The organism is Mycobacterium sp., from assembly GCF_049278535.1.
In the GTDB taxonomy this organism is placed as follows: Bacteria; Actinomycetota; Actinomycetes; order Mycobacteriales; family Mycobacteriaceae; genus Mycobacterium.
Genome location: NZ_JBAPMI010000193.1, coordinates 1 through 21,368, shown reverse-complemented (window position 1 = coordinate 21,368; position 21,368 = coordinate 1). Strand labels below are relative to the sequence as shown.

Here is a 21,368-nt window from a genome sequence, read left to right as displayed (position 1 = left end):
CTGCAGGATCAAAACGACGTTAGTTACGAGCTCCACGCAGTAAGCGTAAGTGGCAGCCGCCAAAAACGTCGACTCCGAGTCACCCGGGCGGGCGACTCGGAGTCGAGTGGTCGGTCAGTCCGCGTTGCCCGACCGGGCAACGCGGATCGCCGGATTTACTTCTGGGTGACCTTCTTGGCCGGAGCCTTCTTGGCCGGAGCCTTCTTCGCCGGAGCCTTCTTGGCCGGAGCCTTCTTGGCGACGGCCTTCTGGGCCTTCTTCGCGGCGGCGTCGGTCTTCTTCGGCAGCTCGATGCCGACCAGCTTGGCGGCGCGCTCGCCGACCGCACGGGTCTGCGAGGCCACGGTGCCCAGCGCCTCCTGAGTCAGCTCGACCGCCTGGTCGACGTAGCCCTCGGCACGAGCCGAGGCGTCGTCCAGACCGGACTGGCTGCGCAGCCGCTCCAGAGCGGCCTCGCCGCGCTCGACCAGCTCGTTGTAACGCGAAGTCGCGGCCTCGACGTAGCCCTCGGCGGCGCTACGCAGCTCGTCAGCGGTGAACCGGTCGCGCAGGTCACGCAGCTGCTCGGGCAGGTCGTCCTGCAGCTTGGTCAGGCGAGCACGGCTCTCCTCGACCCGGCTGCGGGTGTCGGTGCGAGTCTCTTCGGCGCGCTCACGGAGCTCGGCGAGCAGGTCGTTGACCGTGGCCAGGGCCAGGTCGGCGGCGCCCAGTGCAGCGAGCAGGGGGGCCTTCAGGTCGTCGATGTTCGGATTGTTGTCCGCCATTGTGTTTCCTTTCGTCATTCTTCTTGTGCGTCAGTGGGTTTGCGTTGGGGTTCCGGGTTTATGCAGAGGGCCCCTCCTCCCGGGCAGCCTCGTTTTGTTGCACGAAGGACGCATATATGTCCAGCAGGACCTGCTTCTGCCCCTCGGTGATCGTCGTATCGGTGACGATGGCGTCGCGGACCTCGTTCTTCGGGCCCGGCTCGAGCATTCCGGCCTGCACGTATAGCACTTCGGCGGAGACTCGCAGCGCCTTCGCCAACTGGTTGAGTACCCCAGCAGACGGCTTACGTAATCCGCGCTCGATCTGGCTGAGATACGGATTGCTGACGCCGGCTTTTTCGGCCAGCTGCCGCACCGATACCTGAGCCGCTTCACGCTGCGCTTTGATGAAGCCGCCGATGTCCGACGCGGCGGTGGACACCACGGCGGCAAGATTTTCCTCTTGCGTCATGGCTGATTCCCTCAGTCCTTGTGTCGGCTTGGTTCGGTGCGAACGCGCTCACGGTAGCTAACCAGTGCTAGCTTTTGCAAGCACTGTTAGCGCAGCTCAGAACTTTTGCAAGCACTGCTAGAACAGCAATCGCGCTATCGCGTAGATAATCAGCCCGGCCAGCGAGCCCACCACAGTGCCGTTGATGCGGATAAACTGCAGGTCACGGCCTACATGCAGCTCGATACGCCGGCTGGCCTCCTCGGCATCCCAGCGCTCGATCGTGTCGGTAATAATCGCTGTGATCTCTACCCCATATTGGGCGACCAGATGCTCCGCTCCGCGCACGATCCAGTTATCGACCTTGTCCCGCAATTCCGCGTCGTCTCGTAGCGATTCACCGATGCTCATCACCGCGTCGGCGATGCGGGTACGCAGTGCGCTGGACGGATCGTCGACCCCCTCGAGCACCAGCCGCTTGAGCGTCTTCCAGGCCGTCCCGGCGGCGTTGGTGACCTCTTCGCGGGACATCAGCTGCTCTTTGACGGCCTCGGCCCGGGCAATCGTGGCCTCGTCGTGCTGCAGGTCGTCGGCGAACTCGAACAGAAAACGGGTCGCCGATCGGCGCAGTTCGTGGTCCGGATTGCGACGAACCTTGTCGGTGAAGTCCATCAGCTCGCGGTGGATGCGGTCGCCGACGAGATGGTCGATGAATCGCGGCGACCAGGTCGGCGAGTCACGCTCGATCACGCGCTGGATCACCTCACCGGCGTTCAGCGACCACTGAAACGCCCGGTCGGCCAGCAGCTGGATCAGGGCCTCTTGCCGGTGCTCGGCGAGCAGTGTGGACAGCACCCGTCCCACCGGCGGGCCCCACTGCGGCTCGGCGACGCGCCGCACGATCATCCGGTCGATGACGTGCTGCACGTCGTCGTCGCGCAGCAGCTCCACCAGGACCCGCAGCACGGTGGCGGACTCGGCGGCCACCCGCTCGGCGTGCGAGGTCTCGGACAGCCACTTGCCGAGCCGGCCCGGGATCTGCGCGTCGCGCAGCTTGGTCTGTACCACCTCAGGCGACAGGAAGTTCTCCCGCACGAAGGTGCCCAGGCCCTCGCCTAGTTGGTCCTTCTTGCGCTTGATGATCGCGGTGTGCGGAATCGGGATGCCCAGCGGGTGCTTGAACAGCGCGGTCACCGCGAACCAGTCCGCGAGAGCACCGACCATGCCGGCCTCCGCGGCGGCCCCCAGATAGCCGACCCACACGTCGGTGACGCCGGCGGCCTGCGCCCACCGGCAACCGAGGAACACCACCGTGGCGCCGACCAGAAAACCCAGCGCCACGATCTTCATCCGCCGCAGTCCTCTGCGCCGCTCGGCGTCGGCTTGCGGGTCGGCCCCGGCGAACGACTCGGCGAACGACGCGGGCTTGTCGGACGCCCCCTTCGGCAGCCTCGCCGGCTCCGTCTGCGCCGTCGGCGGGCGCCGCGGATCGGCTCGGTGCTTGGGTCCCGGAGTGGGTCTCCCGTTCAGTCCGACTGCCACCCCACCATCATCCGCTATCGATGTCGCTATTCGGTGAGGACGACGTTCCCCGGTCCTGCGGGACGGCTGGCCAAAATCCCGTGGTAACTGTTACCGCCCCAACTACACAACGCCGTTGTGGGAGGTCTAGACGGAGAAATCATCGGAGATAAGCCGTACTATCAAACTTATCGAATGAATAGGAACCGGCAATAGTGGCACACCAGGTCTCGGCCGCGACGGTAAAAACCGATGGCCGTAAGCGGCGTTGGCACAAGCACAAGGTGGAACGCCGCAATGAGCTGATCGACGGGACGATCGACGCGATCCGTCGGCGTGGTCGCTTCGTGAGCATGGACGAGATCGCCAGTGAGATCGGCGTCTCCAAGACCGTGCTCTACCGCTACTTCGTGGACAAGAACGATCTGACGACCGCGGTGATGATGCGGTTCACGCAGATCACCCTGATCCCCAACATGGCGGCCGCGCTGTCGTCGAACCTGGACGGCTTCGAGCTAACCCGCGAGATCATCAACGTGTACGTGCAAACCGTGGCGAACGAACCCGAGCCCTACCGGTTCGTGATGGCCAACAGTTCGGTCAGCAAGAACAAAGTGATCGCCGACTCCGAGCGGATCATCGCCCGCATGCTCGCGGTGGTGCTGCGCCGCCGAATGAAAGCGGCCGGGATGGACGTCGGCGGGGTGGAGCCGTGGGCGTATCACATCGTCGGCGGCGTGCAGCTGGCCACCCACTCGTGGCTGCTCGATCCGCGGATGAGCGCCGACGAGCTGGTCGACTACCTGACGATGCTGAGCTGGAGCGCGCTGTGCGGCATTGTCGAGGTGGCCGGGTCGCTGGACAAGTTCCGCGGCCAACCGCATCCCTCGCCGATTGTGCCGCCGCTGACCGATTAGCGGACTACGTTGGCGCCCATGCGCGACGACGACGACGCTGAGCGAAGCGAAGAGGAGGAGCGGCGCAAGTGACTGAGGTAGGGGTCCGTTCCCGGTTGAGTTCCTGGGTCTACGCGGTGCGGACCACGAATCCGCCACCGGACGGCCCGGTCGATGCGGTCACCCGGTGGCTGGTCGTCACCCGGGCAGCGGTGCTGCCGATGACATTGTTCGCCGGATTGATCGCCGCGCTGCTGGCGGTCGGTAAGCCTGGATTGGATTGGCGCTGGCTCATTCTCGCAATCGCCGGAATCTTGTTGGCGCACACCGCCAATAACCTGATGAACGATCTGTACGACACTCAGACGGGCACCGACAGCGCGAGCTATCCGCGCGCGCTCTACGCCCCGCACCCGGTGCTCTCGGGTCTGGTCAGCCGTCGCACCCTGCTGACCGCGATCGGGTTGGTGAACCTGGCCGATCTGGCGATCCTGATCGTGCTGACCTGGGCACGCGGCTGGCCGGTGGTGGCGTTCGCCTTGTCGGGATTCGTGCTCAGCTTCGCCTACACCGCGCCACCGCTACGACTGAAGAAACGCGGCCTTGGCGAGCCGGACGTGCTGGTGGTCTGGGGTCCGTTGATGATCTGCGGCACCTACTACTCCGCGGTCGGCAACGTCGGCTGGGACGTGCTGCTGGCGTCGGTGCCCTACGGGCTGCTGTGCACCACGGTGTTGATGGGCAAACACATCGACAAGATCCCGTACGACGAGCCGCTTGGCATCCACACGTTGCCGGTGATCTTCGGCGAGGCCCGCGCGCGGGTGGTGACGCTGGCGATGATGGTCGGCTTCTACCTGCTGGTGGTCGCCGCGGTGCTGGCCAAGGCGATGCCATGGCCGGCTCTGCTGGTCGTGCTGGCGCTGCCCCGGCTGGTCAAGGTATGGCCGTATTTCCGCCGGCCGCCGCCCGATGAGCCACCGGCCGACTTTCCGGTCTGGCCACTTTGGTACGCGGCGCTGGCCTGGGTGCACGTCCGCCAAGCCGGCGCCTTGCTGGTGCTGGGCCTGGCGATGGGCGCGTTCGTGCCGTCCCTCTGAGTCGGGCCCGGCCGGCTAGGTCTTGACCAGGGTGAACTGACCGACCTCGGACACGTTGCGCTGGAAGAAGTCAGAGCATCCGGTCAGGTAGCGCATGTAGCGGTCGTAAACCTCTTCGGAGGTCACCGCAATCGCCTTATCGCGCGCGGCTTCCAGAGCCGCCGCCCAGGTGTCGAGCGTGCGGACGTAATGCGGAGTGATCTTCTGCAACTGCTCCACCGAAAACCCGGCGTTTCGTGAGTATTCGACGACGTCCTCGTCACATGGCACCGCACCGCCGGGGAAGATCTCGGCGGCGATGAACCTCATGAACCGAAGGTCGCTCATGGTGATCGGAATGCCCATCTCCGGCCAGCGCTTGAGCGGGTGTCCCATGATCGTCTGCAGAACCATCCGGCCATCATTCGGCATCACGCGATAGCACGTGTCGAAGAAGGCCTTGTAGCGCGATTTGGGGAACGCCTCGAATGCCTCGATGCTCACGATGCGGTCGACGGGGTCGTCGAACTCCTCCCACCCGCGCAGCAAGACCCGTCGCGAGCGGGCGGAGTCCAACTGATCGAGAATCTGCTGACCCAACGCGTGCTGGTTCTTGCTCAGGGTCAGCCCGACGACGTTCACGTCGTACTTTTCGACGGCACGTTTCATCACCGAGGCCCAGCCGCAGCCGACGTCGAGCAGCGTCATGCCCGGTTGCAGACCGAGCTTGCCCAGCGCGAGGTCGATCTTGGCGATCTGAGCCTCTTGCAGCGTCATGTCATCGCGCTCGTAGTACGCGGAGCTGTAGGTGCGCGTCGGATCCTGGAACAGGCCGAAGAATTCGTTGGAGAGGTCGTAATGAGCCTGGACGTCCTCGTAGGCCGGCCGCAATTTCGACGAGCCCTCCGACCCGCTGTCCATCATCTGGGATTGGCCTTTCAAAAGTGAATCGTGCTCAGCTCGTTGGAGTTTGCTTGCAGATCGAACTGTATAACGCACTTTTATCAAATCAGCTACACGGGAGCCTTTTCGCAGGTGAATTGGCAGACGTCAGTGTAGCCATTCCGGAAGAGATCGGCGCAGCCGGTCAGGTATTTCAGGAAGCGCTCGTAGGTCTCCTCGGACGTGATCTCGATGGCCTCGTCCTTCTTCGACTCCAGATTGCTTGCCCAGGTGTCCAGGGTCCGGGCGTAATGCGGGCGCAGCTTTTGCTTCAAGGTAACCGTGTAGCCCGCCTTCACCGCACTGTCTTCAACCTGCGCGGCCAGCGGCAGACGACCACCGGGGTAGATCTCATCCATGATGAACTTGATGAAACGCACCCGCGACATCGTCAGGGGCAACTGCCGCTCTTTGATCTCCTCGTCGCTGGGAATGATGATGGTGTGCAGCATCATCACGCCGTCGTCGGGCATCAAGTTAAAGGTCTTCTTGAAGTAGTCGTCGTACTTGTTGAACCCGAAGTGCTCGAAAGCGCCGATTGACACCACTCGGTCGATGGGCTCGTCGAAGTCTTCCCACGGCTGCAGACGCACTTCCATGCTGCGATTGGTGTTGATGTTCGGGAACCGGTTCTGCTCGATGTGCTGCTTTTGGTTCTCCGACAGCGTCAAACCGATGACGTTGACGTCGTACTTCTCGACCGCGCGCTGAATGGTGGAGCCCCAGCCGCAGCCGATGTCAAGCAGGGTCATGCCCGGCTTCAGGCCAAGCTTGCCCAGCGACAGGTCGACCTTGGCCAGCTGCGCCTGCTCAAGCGTGTAGTCGTCCTTCTCAAAGTATGCGCAGCTGTAGGTCTGGGACGGGTCCTGCCACAGGCGGAAGAACTCGTTCGAGATGTCGTAGTGGAATTGAACTTCCTTCTTGTCCGACCCGCGGGTTTGCGCGGCGGATTTCGACAGCCACTTGGATTGAGCGTTGGGCGTTGCGCTTGAAGTATCTGACACCGTCTGTCCTGAGGAATCGCAATGAATGAATGAATGAAAGGGACCGTGCCGGATGCTCGACACTGGCTCGAGGTTACGCCCCGCCCCCGGCAAGCAAGAGTAACCGGTAGCGCAAGTCGGGTCTGGACATCAGTATCTTCCGAAGGCCAGAGCCACGTTATACCCGCCGAAAGCGAACGAGTTGCTCAGCGCATACCGGTAGTCACCGGGCCGCGCCTCACCGCTCACGACATCCAGATCGATCTCCGGATCGCGATTTCGCAGGTTCAGCGTCGGCGGGACGATCCCGTCCCGCAACGCCAGCACGGTAAGAATCGCCTCCACCGCGCCGACCGCGCCAAACGAGTGACCCAGCGCCGCCTTCGGCGCGTAGACCGGCGGCGGGTGCGCTCCCAGTGAGCGATGGATTGCTCTCGCTTCCGCCAGGTCGCCGGCGACGGCGCCGGTGGCGTGGGCGTTGACATGGTCGATGTCGCCCTGGGTAAGGCCGGCAAGTTGCATCGCGCGCGTCATCGCGCGGCCGGCCTGCTCACCGCTGGGATCGGCCAGCACCGGCTGGTAACCGTCCGACGTTATTCCGGCACCCATCAGCCGGCCGATCATGTTGGCACCGCGGGCTTTTGCGTGCTCCTCGGTTTCGACGACCATCAGCGCACCCGCTTCGCCTAACACAAAGCCGTCTCGATCCGTATCGAAAGGCCGGCACGCACCGGCCGGATCGTCGTTGTTGGTCGACAGCAGATCATGGTTGGCGAACGCCGCAATCGGGACGGCCTCGATCTTGGTTTCGACGCCACCGCAGATTGCCATGTCGGCCTCGCCGAGCACGATGCTGCGCCATGCCATCGCGATCGCTTCGGCGCCGGAAGCGCAGCCGGACACCGGCGTCAGGATCCCGGCTTTGGCTCCGCGTTCCAGCCCGACGGCCGCGGCTGCCGCGTTGGGCATGGCTTTCTGCACGCCCAACGGCGAAATTGCCCTGATACCCCGCCGCAGGAAGTCGTCGTTGACCGCGATGAACTCTTGTGTCGACCCCATCGCGGTGCCGATCGACACCATCAACCGGTCGGGGTCGACTTCGGGTGAACCGGCGTTGTCCCACAGTCGCCGGGCGACCTGCGTCGCAATCTTCTGCAGGAACAGAAACCGGCGCAGCTCGATCCGGGTCAGGTACGGGTCGAAGTCTTCGAGCAGATGACCACCGATGCGAACTGGTAACTCGAATTCGTCGACGAAGCCGTCATCGAGCCTGCGGATACCACTCTTGCCGTCCAGCAGCCACTTCCAGGTGCCGTCGACGTCGGTGGCCAGTGCGGTCGTCATCGCGGCACCGGTGACCACTACATCAGGGAGACCATTTCCGGTCGACAGCTCAGCCATGGCCGTGGCAGCGTTCCTCGTGTCGATAGCTCTCGGCAAACCACTTTTACGATGACCCGATAGCTACCAATTTAGACCCTGCCCGTGCAGGTCGCAGCCTGTGCCGCAACGTCAACCGCCGTCTGCGACGGCCGAGCAGCAGCTTCTAGTACGAGTAAAAACCCTTACCGGATTTCTTGCCGAGCTGACCGGCCTCGACCATGCGTTGCAGCAGCGGCGGCGGGGCGTAATGCGCGTCCTTGAGTTCGTCGAACATGGCTTCGGCGATCAACTTCATGGTGTCGAGTCCGATGAGGTCAGAGAGCCGCAGCGGACCCATCGGATGCGACAGCCCGGCGACGATGGCGGTGTCGACGTCCTCCACCGACGCGACACCTGACTCGACCATCCGAATGGCCGCCAGCAGATAAGGCACCAGCAGCGCGTTGACCACGAAGCCGGAGCGGTCGCCGCAGCGCACCACCTTCTTGCCCAGCACATCACCGGCAAAGTGCTCAACGCGCGCCGCGGCCTCGTCGGTGGTGACGAGGGTGCTGATCAACTCGACGAGCGGCAATACCGGCACCGGGTTGAAGAAGTGCAGACCGAGTACGCGGCCCGGATTCTTGGTCGCCGCAGCGATTTTCATGATCGGGATGCTCGACGTGTTGGAGGCGAGCACGGCGGCGGGGTCGGTGACGATCTCGTCGAGCTCGGCGAAGACCTTCGCCTTGACGGCCTCGTCCTCGATGATCGCCTCGATGGTCAGTTGACGGTCGGCGAGATCGGACAGCTTGGTGGTGTAGCCCAGCCGTCCCACTGTCGCGTCGCGCTCGTCGGCGGGCAGCTTGCCCTTGCTGACCGCCCGCTCCAGCGATGCCTCGATCCGGGCCTTGCCCGCGGCGGCCAGCTCCTCGGTGGGCTCGAAGACCACCACGTCGGCTCCGGCTTTCGCCGACACCTCGGCGATCCCCGCGCCCATCTGCCCGGCGCCGATAACGCCAACGCGCTCAATCGCATCGCTCACTGCAGGTAGTCCTCTCGATATGCGTCAGGCCCCGCCCAGGGTTTCCGGGCGGGGCCTGCGCTGTCAAGCCGATTGCTTGTGGCTACGGCTTGGGCTTAGTGATCAGTGAAACTGACCTTCTTCAGTCGAGCCCGCGAGCGCGGTGGTCGACGACGTCGGGTCGACGGTGGTGGCGATCCGGTCGAAGTAACCGGCACCGACCTCGCGCTGGTGCTTGGTGGCGGTGTAGCCACGCTCCTCGGCGGCGAACTCGCGCTCCTGCAGCTCGACGTAGGCGCTCATCTGGTTGCGGGCGTAGCCGTAGGCCAGATCGAACATCGAGTAGTTGAGCGCGTGGAAGCCGGCCAGCGTGATGAACTGGAACTTGAAGCCCATCGCGCCGAGCTCCTTCTGGAACCGGGAGATGGTCGAGTCGTCCAGGTGCTTGCGCCAGTTGAACGACGGCGAGCAGTTGTAGGCCAGCATCTGGTCGGGGAACTCGCTCTTGACGCCCTCGGCGAAGCGGCGGGCCAGGTCGAGGTCCGGGGTACCGGTCTCCATCCAGATCAGATCGGAGTACGGCGCGTAGGCCTTGGCGCGGGCGATACACGGCTCGAGACCGTTCTTCACCCGGTAGAAGCCTTCGGCGGTGCGCTCGCCCGTGACGAACGGACGGTCGCGCTCGTCGACGTCTGAGGTGATCAGGGTCGCGGCCTCGGCGTCGGTGCGGGCGATGACGACGGTCGGCACGTCGGCGACGTCGGCCGCGAGACGGGCGGAGGTGAGGGTGCGGATGTGCTGCTGGGTCGGGATCAGCACCTTGCCACCGAGGTGGCCGCACTTCTTCTCCGAGGCCAGCTGGTCCTCCCAGTGCGAGCCGGCGACGCCGGCCGCGATCATGGCCTTCTGCAGCTCGTAGACGTTGAGCGCGCCACCGAAACCGGCCTCGCCGTCGGCGACGATCGGAGCCAGCCAGTTCTCGATGGACGTGTCGCCCTCGACCTTGGCGATCTGGTCGGCGCGCACGAGTGCGTTGTTGATCCGGCGGACCACCTGCGGCACCGAGTTGGCCGGGTACAGGCTCTGGTCGGGGTAGGTGTGGCCGGACAGGTTGGCGTCGCCGGCGACCTGCCACCCGGACAGGTAGATGGCCTTCAGGCCGGCACGAACCTGCTGCACGGCCATGTTGCCGGTCAGTGCACCGAGCGCGTTCACGAACTCCAGGTCGTGCAGCTGGCTCCACAACACCTCGGCACCACGGCGGGCCAGAGTGGACTCCTCGACAACCGAACCCTGCAGCGCCACCACGTCGGCGGGGGTGTAGGTGCGGGTAATTCCCTTCCAGCGCGGGTTGGTGTCCCAGTCCTTCTGGATCTGCTCGGGGCTCTTCGGCGTGCCAACGCTCGACATAGCACTGCTCCTCAAAGGTTGTGATCTGAGGACCCTGATTTCCAGGCTTGCGAAGGCCCCCAGCATCGTTGCTGATTTGCTAACACGAAGATGGCACAGGTCAGCAGCGCAGGTCCACCCATTTTCGTGCCAACTTTGGCTAGGGATCAGGCGTTTTTTGCAAAGGTTGCGAAGATTGGCCGCAACTGAAACGGTTCAGTTTCTACCGGCCGGTAACTAAAATCCGCAGGTCAGAACGGGCGTTTGCATAACGCTCGTACGGTTAAAGAGGGAAGATCGCTGCGACTGCTTTGACCTCGTCGGCGACGGCATATGTGAGCGTTCTAACAGTGCGAGCGGCCAGGCTCTCGCCGAAGCGATCGGTCGAGCCGGGCGGGTAAACGTGGGAGATGATCTCCAACTTGTCGCCGAGCGCCACCGGCGCATCGTGCTCGATAGCCACCCGCAGCGGTGCGTTGAGCAACTCCGGGAACGACCAGAGGTAGTCCTCGATCACGCTCCAATACACGGAGTTGTTCACGTGATCGAACAAGTCGATGTCGGTGACCCGCACTGGGAACTCGTGGATCTCCGCGGCGTCCTCACGGCTGCCGGCCGTCAGATAAGCCTTCCACCGCAGCCGGTTGACGTCGGTGGTTTTGCGCAGGCCATCGAGAAAGTCGTCCGAGATCCGCGACGGCATCTGGGTATCCCGGTTGATGTTGATCCAGAACGCCTCGGACTCCATCAGCCCACCCTTGCGCCCGTCGATGCGGACCCGCATCTCACACCACCGATTCGAGGTACCCGAACACCAGCGCCGCATGCGCAACATGTCACCGAACTCGACCGGCCGAATCAGGTCGACCATCGTGCGGCGGACGATCCAGAGCGGATGAGTTTCTTCGAACCCCATCTCGCGCAGCTGGTCCTGGCCGATGTCCTGAATGTGACGGGCGGCCGCGTCGAACCGCAACCGGCCCTCGCGGTCGATGTCGGCGACACGTAGCGGCCATTCCCGGTCGAAGACGTCGGGATGGCCGTCGAGCACCGGCATCATCACTTTGTCCAAGCTCACGGCGTCACTCCCGGCTGCTTCTCATACCCGGCCTGTTGTCGTGCGCAACACGACATAATCCTTGGCTGCTAGTCGGCCTAGCTTAGGGTCCCCCGAACGTGAATGATGCCAAACGACCTTGCTGAGGCGCCAATCCTCAACGCGGTGCAAATTTTGCTAATCGGATCTTCGCAAGGGCGGTAAGCTGGCCGGATGGCCAAGACCTTCGTTGGCTCGCGCGTCCGGCAGCTGCGTGGCGAGCGCGGATTCAGTCAGGCTGCGCTGGCGCAGATGCTGGATATCTCTCCGAGCTATCTCAACCAGATCGAGCACGACGTGCGGCCGCTGACGGTTGCGGTGCTACTGCGGATCACCGAGGTGTTCGGCGTCGACGCGACGTTCTTCGCCTCGCAGGACGACACCCGGTTGCTCGCCGAGCTACGCGAGGTCACGCTCGACCACGACCTCGGCGTCGAGGTGGACCAGTCTGAGCTGGCCGACGTGGTGAACTCGCACCCCGCGCTGGCGCGGGCCCTGGTCAACCTGCACCGGCGGTACCGGCTCACCACGACGCAGCTCGCCGCCGCCACCGAGGATCGCTTCTCCGATGGAAGCGGCAGCGGGTCGATCACGATGCCGCACGAAGAGGTCCGCGATTACTTCTATGAACGGCAGAACTACCTGCACGAGCTGGACACCGCCGCCGAGGAGCTCACGGTCCGGATGCGCATGCACCGCGCCGATCTGGTGCGCGACCTGTCCGACCGGCTGACGTCGGTGCACGACGTGCGGATCAAACGAATCGATTTGGGCGACAACGTACTTCACCGCTTCGATCCGGTAACCCGGACGCTGGAAATCGGCGGGCATCTACCGTCGGGCCAGTACGCGTTCAAACTCGCCGCGGAGCTGGCCTACCTGGAGCACGAGACGCTGATCGACCGGATGGTCGACGACGGCAGCTTCACCAGTGACGAGTCCCGCAAGCTGGCCCGCCTTGGGCTGGCCAACTATTTCGCCGCCGCTACGGTGCTCCCCTATCGGCAGTTCCACGAGATCGCCGAGAACTTCCGCTACGACGTCGAGCGGCTGTCGGCGTTCTACGTGGTGAGCTACGAGACCATCGCCCACCGGCTGTCCACCCTGCAGCGACCGTCGATGCGCGGCGTGCCGCTGTCGTTTGTACGGGTCGACCGTGCCGGCAACATGTCAAAACGCCAGTCGGCCACCGGTTTTCACTTCTCGTCGGCGGGTGGCACGTGCCCGCTGTGGAACGTCTACGAGACGTTCGCCAACCCTGGAAAGATCCTCGTGCAGATCGCCCAGATGCCTGACGGGCGTCATTACATGTGGGTGGCCCGGACCATCGAACGGCGCGCATCACGGTATGGTCAGCCCGGTAAAACCTTCGCGATCGGGCTGGGCTGCGAACTTCGGCACGCCCACCGGCTCGTCTACTCGGAAGGACTCGACTTGTCCGGCGACATCGCCACACCGATCGGCGCGGGCTGTCGAGTCTGCGAACGCGATAACTGCCCGCAGCGGGCGTTCCCTGCGCTGGGCCGGGCACTCGACCTGGACGAGCACCGCAGCACCGTCTCGCCGTATTTGGTGCGGCAAGCGTGACGGCGGACGTAGGCCGCATCCCCTCTTCGCGGCGGCTCCGCGATCTGGGGCTGATCAATTGGGTGGCGGCGAAGATCATGGCGCGTGGCGTCCAGGCGCCGGAGATGCATCTGTTCACGACGCTGGGCCAGCACAAGCGGCTGCTCTGGGTCTGGATACCTTACTCGGCAGCGCTACTCCGCGGTCGGCTGCCAATCACCGATACCGAGCTGGTGATCCTGCGCGTCGCCCACCTACGTGGATCCGAGTACGAGCTGCAACATCACCGCCGGGTGGCTCGTCGCCGCGGCCTCGACGCGCAAACTCAGGAGGCCATCTTCGGCTGGCCCGAGGCTTCCGACAGGTTGACCGATCGGCAGCAGGCGCTGCTGAGCGCCACCGACGAGTTCATCCTCAACCGCTCGATCAGTGCCGAGGTGTGGCAGCAGCTGTCCGGCCACCTCGATCGGCGTCGGGTCATCGAATTCTGCATGCTCGCAGGGCAATACGATGGTCTGGCCGCAACCATATCGGCTCTTGAGATCCCGCTGGACAACCCCGGGTGATCACAAGTAGCTTTCGACCACCACGAGCAACGACAGCAGAACGGGAAGAGCCGGCAACGCCAGCGCGAACCACGCCAGTGTGAGATTTCCGCCGCGCCGTACCCGGCGTCCCCAGACCGTTGTACCGACCGCGAACGTCACTGAGATGATCAATACGACCAGGCCCCACACGGCCACCGTGCTCAGGGCATTTCCGATCGAGATCGCCACCAGCCACAGCACGTAGCCGACCAACAAACCGCCTAACGCGGCCCAAATCGATTCGGCTCGCACCGCTTTAGATCTGGCCACCCGGCCATCGTATCCCGCGTCAGAAGTTGATCATGTGGCCGGTCAAGCCGTGGAAGCACTCCTGCAACGCCTCCGACATCGTCGGATGGGTATGGACGTTGCGCGCCAACTCGTTTGCGGTCAGATCCCACTTCTGCGCCAGGGTCAGCTCCGGCAGCAACTCGGAGACGTCGTGTCCGACCAGGTGTCCACCGAGAAGTTCGAGGTGTTTGGCGTCGGCGACGAGCTTCACGAATCCACTCGGGTCGCCCACACCGTGAGCTTTGCCGTTGGCGGTGAACGGGAACTTGGCCACGACCACGTCATAGCCCTCGTCGCGGGCCTGCTGCTCGGTGAGCCCGAAGCTCGCCACGTTCGGCTGGCAGAAGGTCGCGCGCGGCAACATGCGGACATCGCCGAGGGCCAAAGTCTCAGCGCCGGCGATGGTTTCGGCGGCCACCACACCCTGCGCCTCGGCGACGTGGGCCAACTGCAGTAGGCCGGTGACATCGCCGATCGCGTAGATGTGGTCGACGTTGGTACGCAGGTACTCGGTCACCCCGATGGCCTTGCGATCGGTCAGCGCGACGCCTGCCTTGTCCAGTCCAAAGCCGTCGACGTTGGGCGCAAAACCGATGGCCTGCAACACTTTCTGAGCCTTGAGCTCCTCGGTCTTGCCGTCTTTGCTTACGGTCACGGTGACCACCGAACCGTCGTCGTCGATCGATTCGACCTTGGTACCGGTGAGGATCTTGACGCCGAGTTTCTTGAACTGCTTTTCGATTTCCTTGGAGACATCGATATCTTCGTTGGGCAGTGCGCGCGGCAGGAACTCGACGATGGTCACGTCGACGCCGTAGTTCTTCAGCACGTAGCCGAACTCGATACCGATGGCTCCCGCGCCGGCGATGATGATCGACTCGGGCAGCTCGCGGGACAGGATCAGTTCCTCATACGTGACCACGTTTTTCGACAACGAGGTGCCGGGAACCAGACGGGTGCTGCTGCCCGTGGCGATGATGGCGTTGTCGAAGGTGACCGTCAAAGGATTGTCAGCGCCCCCCTCCGACGTTTCGACGGCCAGCGTGTGGGCGTCGGTGAACCGGCCGTAGCCGTGGATCTCGGTGATCTTGTTCTTCTTCATCAGGAAGTGCACGCCGGCCACCCGGCCGTCGGCGACCTTGCGGCTCCGGTCGAAGGCGACGCCGTAGTCGAACGTCACCTCGCCGCTGATGCCGAAGGTCTTGGCTTCCTTGTTGAAGATGTGCGCGAGTTCGGCGTTACGCAGCAGCGCCTTAGACGGGATGCAGCCGACGTTGAGGCAGACTCCGCCCCAGTATTTCGGTTCGACGATGGCGGTATTCAGTCCCAGCTGCGCGGCACGGATGGCCGCTACGTATCCGCCGGGTCCGGCGCCGAGGACGACAACGTCATAGTGGGTCACGCCCCTACCCTAATGGCCGAGCGCGGGGCGTCAGGCGGCCAGCCAAGCATCGATCTTGTCGTCGAAAGCTGTCGGCGACGTGCAGTCTGCGACCCGGCCCGCGGATGAGCCAGCCGTGCGCAATGAACATGCTGGTGATGGCGGCGGCTGCTCAATACGGCAGTACGCCCGCTGCGCAATGACGTTGGATGTGTTGGCAATAGAACTTGCCGTAGACCGGGGCTGCGGCGACGACGGACGCGAACACCGCCGAGATCATCGCGATGGCCAGCGCCGACACCAGCGGACGGTCGGCCACCATCGCCAGGATCAAACCCGCGACCGTGCTCACCACGACGTAGGCGAGGACGACGAAGACCACTGTGGTTTTGTGTCTGGAGCCGTCGTGGCTCCACCAATAGAACAGGCCCGCACCGAGCGCCCCGGCCGGCACCCACACCGCGAGCAGCACCAGGATGAACTTCCACCACCTCAGGTACAGGTACTGCCCAGACGCCGTGCCCGACGATGCGGGAATCGCTTCGGACGGCGGCGCCTCGGTGTCGGTGTAGGCCGTCGGGATGACGCCACTCTCGGCAGCATCTGCTTTCGCGGCCGACCCTCGATGCCACCATCGGCGTCGGCGAGGCGGCGCCTGCGGCTCGATCAGCTCGGGTTCGGCTTTTGTCTGCATACCAGTGTCGAATGTCGGCTTGTACGGCTCGGTCAGCGGCATCGACTCGGTCTCAACCCGTTCGTGCTCAGCCACGGGTCACGACCTCGACCAGGGCGAGCACTCCGAACCATCCCGGCGCCAACGCCACGATGAACGCGCCCAGCGCGGTCAGCCACCGGCGTCGGGCCATCAGGACCACTAACAGCCCGACGGCACTGGGAAATCCGACCACCAGGGCGATCGCGACGTCGGGACGCATGCGGGCGTGATCCACAGTCAGCGCTGCCGTGCCGCCCAACAGACCGGTAGCGATGCCGAGCAGCATCGCGCTGGTCAAAAGCCAGGGCCGCGGCAGCGGGATCACAATTCAAAGATACTGCCGCGATTGCCGACTACGGCTTTACCGGCGCGGCGCGCCCCGCAGGTACTGGGCACGCGTCGACGGCGGCCGCTACCACCGGCGCACGGTCTGCCGGCCGCTCGCCGTTCTCGTAGTCCGCTCCGGTGATCAGCGCAGCGGCGGCGAGCTCGGCGTTCTCCGCATCGCCGAACGCACGTCCGCGGGACAAGAACCGTTTGCCTTCGGGTGCTTCCAAGCTGAACCCGCTGCCGCGGCCGGGGACCACGTCGATGACGAGCTGGGTGTGTTTCCAGGCCTCGAATTGCGGCCCCGAGATCCACACCGGGACCCCTTCGGCTCCGGTGTCGAGCACACCGAGCAGCACGTCGCGGTCGCCGACGATGAAGTCGCCGTCCGGGTAGCACATCGGCGACGAGCCATCGCAGCATCCACCGGATTGATGAAACATCAACGGGCCGTGCTGGTTTCGCAGCTGATCGAGCAGCTTGGCGGCGTCGGCGGTGATCACCACCCGGCTGGTCATCAGAAGAAGCCTTGCGCTTTCTGCGAATAGGACACCAGCAGGTTCTTGGTCTGCTGGTAGTGGTCCAGCATCATCTTGTGGTTTTCCCGGCCGATGCCGGACTGCTTGTACCCACCGAACGCGGCGTGTGCGGGGTAGACGTGGTAGCAGTTCACCCACACCCGGCCGGCCTGAATGTCGCGGCCGGCCCGGTAGGCGGTGTTCCCGTCGCGGCTCCACACCCCGGCGCCCAGGCCGTAGAGGGTGTCGTTGGCGATCAAGATCGCGTCGTCGTAGTCCTTGAACGACGCGACGGAGACCACCGGCCCGAAGATCTCTTCCTGGAAGATCCGCATCTTGTTCGAGCCGGCGAAGATGGTCGGCTGCACGTAATAGCCACCGGAAAGGTCGCCGCCCAGCTCGGCGCGCTCGCCGCCGGTGATGATCTTGGCGCCCTCGTCTTTGCCGATCTCGATGTAGGACAACACTTTTTCCAGCTGGTCATTGGAGGCCTGCGAGCCGACCATCGTCTCGGTATCCAAGGGGTCGCCCTGGCGGACCGCTTTGGTGCGGATCGCGGCCAGCTCGAGGAATTCGTCATAGATATCGGACTGCACCAGGCTGCGCGACGGGCAGGTGCACACTTCGCCCTGGTTGAGCGCAAACATGGTGAACCCTTCCAGCGCCTTGTCCTGAAAGTCGTCGTGGGCGGCCATTACATCGTTGAAGAAGATGTTGGGGCTCTTGCCGCCGAGTTCCAAGGTGACCGGGATCAGGTTCTGGCTGGCGTACTGCATGATCAGCCGACCGGTGGTGGTCTCCCCGGTGAAGGCGACCTTGGCGATCCGGTTGCTCGACGCCAGCGGCTTGCCGGCTTCGGCGCCGAACCCGTTGACGACGTTGACCAGCCCGGCGGGCAGCAGGTCGCCGATCAGCGACATCAGGTAGAGCACCGATACCGGCGTCTGCTCGGCGGGTTTGAGCACTACGGCGTTACCGGCGGCCAGCGCCGGCGCCAGCTTCCAGGTGGCCATCAGAATCGGGAAGTTCCACGGAATGATCTGCCCGACCACGCCCAGCGGCTCGTGGAAGTGATATGCGACCGTGTCGTCGTCGATCTGCGACAGCGAACCCTCCTGGGCGCGGAGCGCGCCGGCGAAATACCGGAAGTGGTCCGCGGCCAACGGGATATCGGCGGCCAGTGCCTCCCGGATCGGCTTGCCGTTGTCCCAGACCTCGGCCAGCGCCAGCGCATCCCGGTTCGCGTCGATGCGGTCGGCGATCTTGTTCAAGATCGAGGCCCGCTCGGCGGGGGCGGTCTTGCCCCACTTCTTTGCCGCGCCGTGGGCAGCGTCGAGCGCCTTGTCGACGTCGGCGGCATCGGAGCGCGCCACCTCGCAGAACGCCTGACCTGTGACCGGCGTCAGGTTCTCGAAATAGCGGCCGGCCGCCGGGGCCACCCACTCGCCCCCGATGAAGTTCTCGTACCGCGATGCGTAGGACATCAATGCCCCCGCGGAACCCGGACGTGCGAAGACGGTCATTTTGCGCCACTCCTCCTCATCGCCTCGCTCTGCATCGTCGTCGGCGGCATCGTTACCACTCCCCGTTCGACGGTGTTATACAGCTCACACTACCGCCGCCGTCACAATGGGCTCCATGGCTGGTGATGAGCGCAGCGACCCCTATCTGTGGCTGGAAGACGTCCTCGGTGAGCAGCAGCTGAACTGGGTACGCGCCCGCAACGATCCGACGGTCGCTCAGTTCGCCGGCGAGGAGTTCGAGCGGATGCGCACCGAAGCGCTCGAGGTGCTCGACACCGACGCCCGCATTCCCTACGTGCGCCGGCGCGGCGACTACCTGTACAACTTCTGGCGCGACGCCGCCAACCCGCGCGGGCTGTGGCGGCGGGCCACCCTGGACAGCTACCGCAGCGACGCCACCGACTGGGACGTCCTGATCGATGTCGACCAGCTGGCTCGCGACGACGACGAGAACTGGGTCTGGTCCGGCGCCGTCGTCATCGAGCCCGAATTCACCCGCGCCCTGGTCAATCTGTCCCGAGGCGGCGCGGACGCTGTCGTCGTGCGCGAATTCAACATGCAGACACGGGAATTCGTCGACGGTGGATTCGAGCTGCCGGAAGCCAAGACGCAGATCGGCTGGGACGATCCGGATACCGTCCTGGTCGGCACCGACTTCGGGCCCGACTCGCTCACCGAATCCGGCTACCCGCGGATCGTCAAGCGGTGGCGTCGCGGCACACCGCTCGACGAGGCCGAGTTGATCTTCGAGGGGGCACGCACCGACGTCAGCGTGGGCGGCTCCACGGATCGCACACCAGGTTTCGAGCGCACCTTTGTGGCCCGCTCCACCGACTTTTGGAACAGCGAGCGCTACCAGCTGCGCGGCGCGGAGTTGGTCCATGTCGACGTTCCCTCGGATGCGAGCAGCATCTCGATCCACCGCGAATGGCTGTTGATCGAACCGCGGACCGACTGGACTTTTGGTACGACCACCTATCCCGCCGGATCGCTGCTGGCCACAAACTACGACGAATTCATCGGCGGTGCACGGGAATTGACTGTCGTCTTCGAGCCCGACGCGCACACCTGCCTGCACCAGTACGCCTGGACGCGCGACCGGTTGCTGCTTGTCACGTTGGCCGACGTAGCCAGTCGGGTCGAGATCGTCACACCGGGCAGCTGGGAGCGCGCGCCGCTGCCGGGGATTCCCGCGGCAACCGAGAGCGTGATCGTGGCCGCCGACGAGACCGGCGACGAATTCTTTCTGGACTCCAGCGGCTTCGACAGCCCGTCGCGGCTGTTGCGTGGAACTGCCGACGATCCGTTACAACAAATCAAGGTCGCGCCAGGGTTCTTCGATGCCGAAAATCTCAGCGTAAAACAGCATTTCGCGACTTCAAAAGACGGCACCGCGATCCCGTATTTCGTCGTTCGATCGGGTGAAATCGACCGGCCCGCCCCTACTCTCCTCTACGGATACGGCGGATTCGAGAACTCCTACACCCCCGGTTACAACCCGGTGATGGGTCGGCTCTGGTTGGCCCGCGGCGGCACCTATGTGCTGGCCAACATCCGTGGCGGAGGTGAATACGGGCCGCGCTGGCACACCCAGGCGATGCGCGACGGGCGCCACCTGGTCGCCGAAGACTTCGCCGCGGTGGCAACCGATTTGGTGGACCGCGGCATCACCACCGTGCCGCAACTCGGCGCGCAGGGCGGCAGCAACGGCGGTCTGTTGATGGGGATCATGCTGACCAAGTACCCGGAATTGTTCGGGGCGTTGGTGTGCCAGGTTCCGTTACTGGACATGCGTCGCTTCCATCTCCTGCTGGCCGGCGCATCGTGGGTCGCCGAATATGGCAATCCCGACGATCCGGCCGACTGGGAGTTCATCGCCGAATACTCGCCGTACCAAAATATTTCGGCCGATGCCGACTACCCGCCGGTGCTGATCACGACGTCCACCCGGGACGATCGGGTGCACCCCGGACATGCCCGCAAGATGACGGCGGCGCTGGAGGCCGCGGGCCACCGAGTCTGGTACTACGAGAACATCGAGGGTGGACACGCCGGCGCGGCCGACAACGCGCAGAGCGCGTTCAAGACGGCGCTGAGCTTCGCGTTCCTATGGCGGATGCTGGGTGCTTGACAGTGCAAGTTATGAGGGTGTGGTGTGGTCCAATGCGATCGCCGTCCATGCTGTGCGCGACGGTCGCTACCGCGGCGTTGCTGGTTACGCCGGGCTGCTCCAATGTCATCACCGGTACCGCAGTCTCGGGCCCGCATCCGCCGGTGGCCCAGACTCCGCACCCGCCGCCGGCCAAAAGCGATCCGTGCAAACATGTTTCAGCACCGTTGACACTCATCGATCCGCACCAGGCCGGCGAGCCGCGGCTGCGGATTCCGCAGCCGCCGGGCTGGGACCGAGCCTCGGCGCTGGACTCAGACGTCATCCGCTTCACGATGAGAAACAAAGACCTGTCTGCCGATAACTTCATGCCTACCGCTGTGGTGACCCTCGAGTCCGTGCCGGTCGAGGCCAGCGACAACCACGCGATCTTCGAGCAGGAACGTGCGGCGTTGATCGATCGTCTCGGCGCCACCGGCTTACACACCCGAGAGACGAGCCTGTGCGGCGACGACGCTGAGGTCGTCGACTACGACGCCCCGAGCATTGGCCGCATTCCGCCCCGCAAAGTCAGAACACTCATGGTCGCGGGCGCCTTCGGCGGCAGCACCTTCGTTACCACCGTCACGGTCCAGTCCACCGATCCCGACAACCCCGTCTACGCCCACGACACCGAGACGGTCCTGACCGGGTTTCAGATGCTGCCGCCCGCGGGGGGCTGAACCGACACGCTTTTGTAAATGCGCGAAAATACCTCCATATGTTTTAGCTGAGGTGTACCTTAAAATTTGCTTAGAACGAGCGGCACGACCGTCTCAGTACGGAAGGCCGAAAGGGGACGCAGATGAACCCGTTGTTTATCGG

General features: G+C 64.3%; 21 protein-coding genes. 6 read left to right on the top strand and 15 right to left on the bottom strand.

Annotated features, from left to right (window positions below):
- Nucleotides 1-155: 155 nt before the first annotated feature.
- The 3 genes from WAO18_RS13310 to WAO18_RS13300 all read right to left on the bottom strand — a co-directional run bounded on the left by WAO18_RS13310 (nt 156) and on the right by WAO18_RS13300 (nt 2,643).
- Entirely contained in the window at nt 156-764 is a 609-nt protein-coding gene (locus WAO18_RS13310) for a heparin-binding hemagglutinin (protein WP_422206735.1), read from the bottom strand.
- Between the two features lie 58 nt (nt 765-822).
- Nucleotides 823-1,215 (bottom strand): helix-turn-helix domain-containing protein, encoded by a 393-nt coding sequence (locus WAO18_RS13305; RefSeq protein ID WP_422206734.1) that lies wholly within the window; start codon nt 1,213-1,215, stop codon nt 823-825.
- A 117-nt stretch (nt 1,216-1,332) separates the two neighbouring features.
- Entirely contained in the window at nt 1,333-2,643 is a 1,311-nt protein-coding gene (locus tag WAO18_RS13300; RefSeq protein ID WP_422206738.1) for a DUF445 domain-containing protein, read from the bottom strand.
- A gap of 287 nt (nt 2,644-2,930) precedes the next feature.
- Here WAO18_RS13300 and WAO18_RS13295 point away from each other — a divergent pair, with 287 nt between their 5' ends.
- A complete protein-coding gene (locus WAO18_RS13295; protein WP_422206733.1) occupies nt 2,931-3,632 on the top strand; it encodes a TetR/AcrR family transcriptional regulator in 702 nt (233 codons plus the stop codon).
- A 68-nt stretch (nt 3,633-3,700) separates the two neighbouring features.
- Nucleotides 3,701-4,711 (top strand): prenyltransferase, encoded by a 1,011-nt coding sequence (locus WAO18_RS13290; protein WP_422206732.1) that lies wholly within the window; start codon nt 3,701-3,703, stop codon nt 4,709-4,711.
- A gap of 15 nt (nt 4,712-4,726) precedes the next feature.
- Here the strand turns inward: WAO18_RS13290 and WAO18_RS13285 are convergent, their stop codons facing one another.
- The 6 genes from WAO18_RS13285 to WAO18_RS13260 all read right to left on the bottom strand — a co-directional run bounded on the left by WAO18_RS13285 (nt 4,727) and on the right by WAO18_RS13260 (nt 11,468).
- Entirely contained in the window at nt 4,727-5,614 is an 888-nt protein-coding gene (locus WAO18_RS13285; RefSeq protein WP_422206737.1) for a cyclopropane mycolic acid synthase family methyltransferase, read from the bottom strand.
- An 89-nt stretch (nt 5,615-5,703) separates the two neighbouring features.
- The gene (locus WAO18_RS13280) at nt 5,704-6,636 is read right to left on the bottom strand and encodes a cyclopropane mycolic acid synthase family methyltransferase (protein WP_422206736.1); all 933 of its coding nucleotides are present in this window, start codon (nt 6,634-6,636) and stop codon (nt 5,704-5,706) included.
- A 129-nt stretch (nt 6,637-6,765) separates the two neighbouring features.
- A complete protein-coding gene (locus tag WAO18_RS13275) occupies nt 6,766-8,016 on the bottom strand; it encodes a KasA/KasB family beta-ketoacyl-ACP synthase (protein ID WP_422206731.1) in 1,251 nt (416 codons plus the stop codon).
- 145 nt (nt 8,017-8,161) lie between these two features.
- Nucleotides 8,162-9,022: a 3-hydroxybutyryl-CoA dehydrogenase gene (locus tag WAO18_RS13270; RefSeq protein WP_422206730.1), complete on the bottom strand. Its 861-nt coding sequence runs from the start codon at nt 9,020-9,022 to the stop codon at nt 8,162-8,164.
- A gap of 102 nt (nt 9,023-9,124) precedes the next feature.
- Nucleotides 9,125-10,411, bottom strand: coding sequence for an isocitrate lyase (gene aceA / locus WAO18_RS13265; protein WP_422206729.1), 1,287 nt, complete (start codon nt 10,409-10,411; stop codon nt 9,125-9,127).
- A 262-nt stretch (nt 10,412-10,673) separates the two neighbouring features.
- Nucleotides 10,674-11,468 (bottom strand): acyl-ACP thioesterase domain-containing protein, encoded by a 795-nt coding sequence (locus WAO18_RS13260; protein ID WP_422206728.1) that lies wholly within the window; start codon nt 11,466-11,468, stop codon nt 10,674-10,676.
- 192 nt (nt 11,469-11,660) lie between these two features.
- Between WAO18_RS13260 and ramB the strand changes: the two genes are divergently transcribed.
- Together ramB and WAO18_RS13250 are read left to right on the top strand one after the other, a co-directional pair.
- Nucleotides 11,661-13,073, top strand: coding sequence for an acetate metabolism transcriptional regulator RamB (gene ramB / locus WAO18_RS13255; protein ID WP_422206727.1), 1,413 nt, complete (start codon nt 11,661-11,663; stop codon nt 13,071-13,073).
- Nucleotides 13,070-13,618: a carboxymuconolactone decarboxylase family protein gene (locus WAO18_RS13250; RefSeq protein ID WP_422206726.1), complete on the top strand. Its 549-nt coding sequence runs from the start codon at nt 13,070-13,072 to the stop codon at nt 13,616-13,618. The genes ramB and WAO18_RS13250 overlap by 4 nt, the downstream gene beginning before the upstream one ends.
- Here WAO18_RS13250 and WAO18_RS13245 read toward each other — a convergent pair whose 3' ends face one another.
- The 6 genes from WAO18_RS13245 to WAO18_RS13220 form a co-directional block, all read right to left on the bottom strand.
- Nucleotides 13,619-13,909, bottom strand: a complete 291-nt coding sequence (locus tag WAO18_RS13245; RefSeq protein WP_422206725.1) for a hypothetical protein — start codon at nt 13,907-13,909, stop codon at nt 13,619-13,621. It lies immediately after the preceding gene.
- A 19-nt stretch (nt 13,910-13,928) separates the two neighbouring features.
- Complete coding sequence (gene lpdA, locus WAO18_RS13240) at nt 13,929-15,332, bottom strand: dihydrolipoyl dehydrogenase (protein WP_422206724.1); 1,404 nt, start codon at nt 15,330-15,332, stop codon at nt 13,929-13,931.
- A gap of 151 nt (nt 15,333-15,483) precedes the next feature.
- Nucleotides 15,484-16,080, bottom strand: a complete 597-nt coding sequence (locus WAO18_RS13235) for a hypothetical protein (protein WP_422206723.1) — start codon at nt 16,078-16,080, stop codon at nt 15,484-15,486.
- Complete coding sequence (locus WAO18_RS13230) at nt 16,073-16,351, bottom strand: putative holin (RefSeq protein ID WP_422206722.1); 279 nt, start codon at nt 16,349-16,351, stop codon at nt 16,073-16,075. Before WAO18_RS13230 ends, WAO18_RS13235 begins: the two co-directional genes overlap by 8 nt.
- A 28-nt stretch (nt 16,352-16,379) precedes the next feature.
- Entirely contained in the window at nt 16,380-16,871 is a 492-nt protein-coding gene (locus WAO18_RS13225; protein WP_422206721.1) for a DUF779 domain-containing protein, read from the bottom strand.
- Nucleotides 16,871-18,394 (bottom strand): aldehyde dehydrogenase family protein, encoded by a 1,524-nt coding sequence (locus WAO18_RS13220; RefSeq protein ID WP_422206720.1) that lies wholly within the window; start codon nt 18,392-18,394, stop codon nt 16,871-16,873. The genes WAO18_RS13225 and WAO18_RS13220 overlap by 1 nt, the downstream gene beginning before the upstream one ends.
- Nucleotides 18,395-18,500: 106 nt before the next feature.
- Here WAO18_RS13220 and WAO18_RS13215 point away from each other — a divergent pair, with 106 nt between their 5' ends.
- Together WAO18_RS13215 and WAO18_RS13210 are read left to right on the top strand one after the other, a co-directional pair.
- Entirely contained in the window at nt 18,501-20,525 is a 2,025-nt protein-coding gene (locus WAO18_RS13215) for a prolyl oligopeptidase family serine peptidase (protein WP_422206719.1), read from the top strand.
- Nucleotides 20,526-20,557: 32 nt separating this feature from the next.
- Nucleotides 20,558-21,226 carry a hypothetical protein gene (locus tag WAO18_RS13210; RefSeq protein ID WP_422206718.1) on the top strand — a complete coding sequence of 223 codons (669 nt, stop codon included), beginning with the start codon at nt 20,558-20,560 and terminating at the stop codon, nt 21,224-21,226.
- Nucleotides 21,227-21,368 lie beyond the last annotated feature (142 nt).

What these genes read in the sequence shown, in the direction of transcription:
- WAO18_RS13285 (WP_422206737.1), bottom strand. Translation starts at nt 5,614, where the DNA reads ATGATGGACAGCGGGTCGGAGGGCTCGTCGAAATTGCGGCCGGCCTAC.
- WAO18_RS13310 (WP_422206735.1), bottom strand. Translation starts at nt 764, where the DNA reads ATGGCGGACAACAATCCGAACATCGACGACCTGAAGGCCCCCCTGCTC.
- WAO18_RS13225 (WP_422206721.1), bottom strand. Translation starts at nt 16,871, where the DNA reads ATGACCAGCCGGGTGGTGATCACCGCCGACGCCGCCAAGCTGCTCGAT.
- aceA (WP_422206729.1), bottom strand. Translation starts at nt 10,411, where the DNA reads ATGTCGAGCGTTGGCACGCCGAAGAGCCCCGAGCAGATCCAGAAGGAC.
- WAO18_RS13220 (WP_422206720.1), bottom strand. Translation starts at nt 18,394, where the DNA reads ATGACCGTCTTCGCACGTCCGGGTTCCGCGGGGGCATTGATGTCCTAC.
- WAO18_RS13275 (WP_422206731.1), bottom strand. Translation starts at nt 8,016, where the DNA reads ATGGCTGAGCTGTCGACCGGAAATGGTCTCCCTGATGTAGTGGTCACC.
- WAO18_RS13215 (WP_422206719.1), top strand. Translation starts at nt 18,501, where the DNA reads ATGGGCTCCATGGCTGGTGATGAGCGCAGCGACCCCTATCTGTGGCTG.
- ramB (WP_422206727.1), top strand. Translation starts at nt 11,661, where the DNA reads ATGGCCAAGACCTTCGTTGGCTCGCGCGTCCGGCAGCTGCGTGGCGAG.
- WAO18_RS13305 (WP_422206734.1), bottom strand. Translation starts at nt 1,215, where the DNA reads ATGACGCAAGAGGAAAATCTTGCCGCCGTGGTGTCCACCGCCGCGTCG.
- WAO18_RS13210 (WP_422206718.1), top strand. Translation starts at nt 20,558, where the DNA reads ATGCGATCGCCGTCCATGCTGTGCGCGACGGTCGCTACCGCGGCGTTG.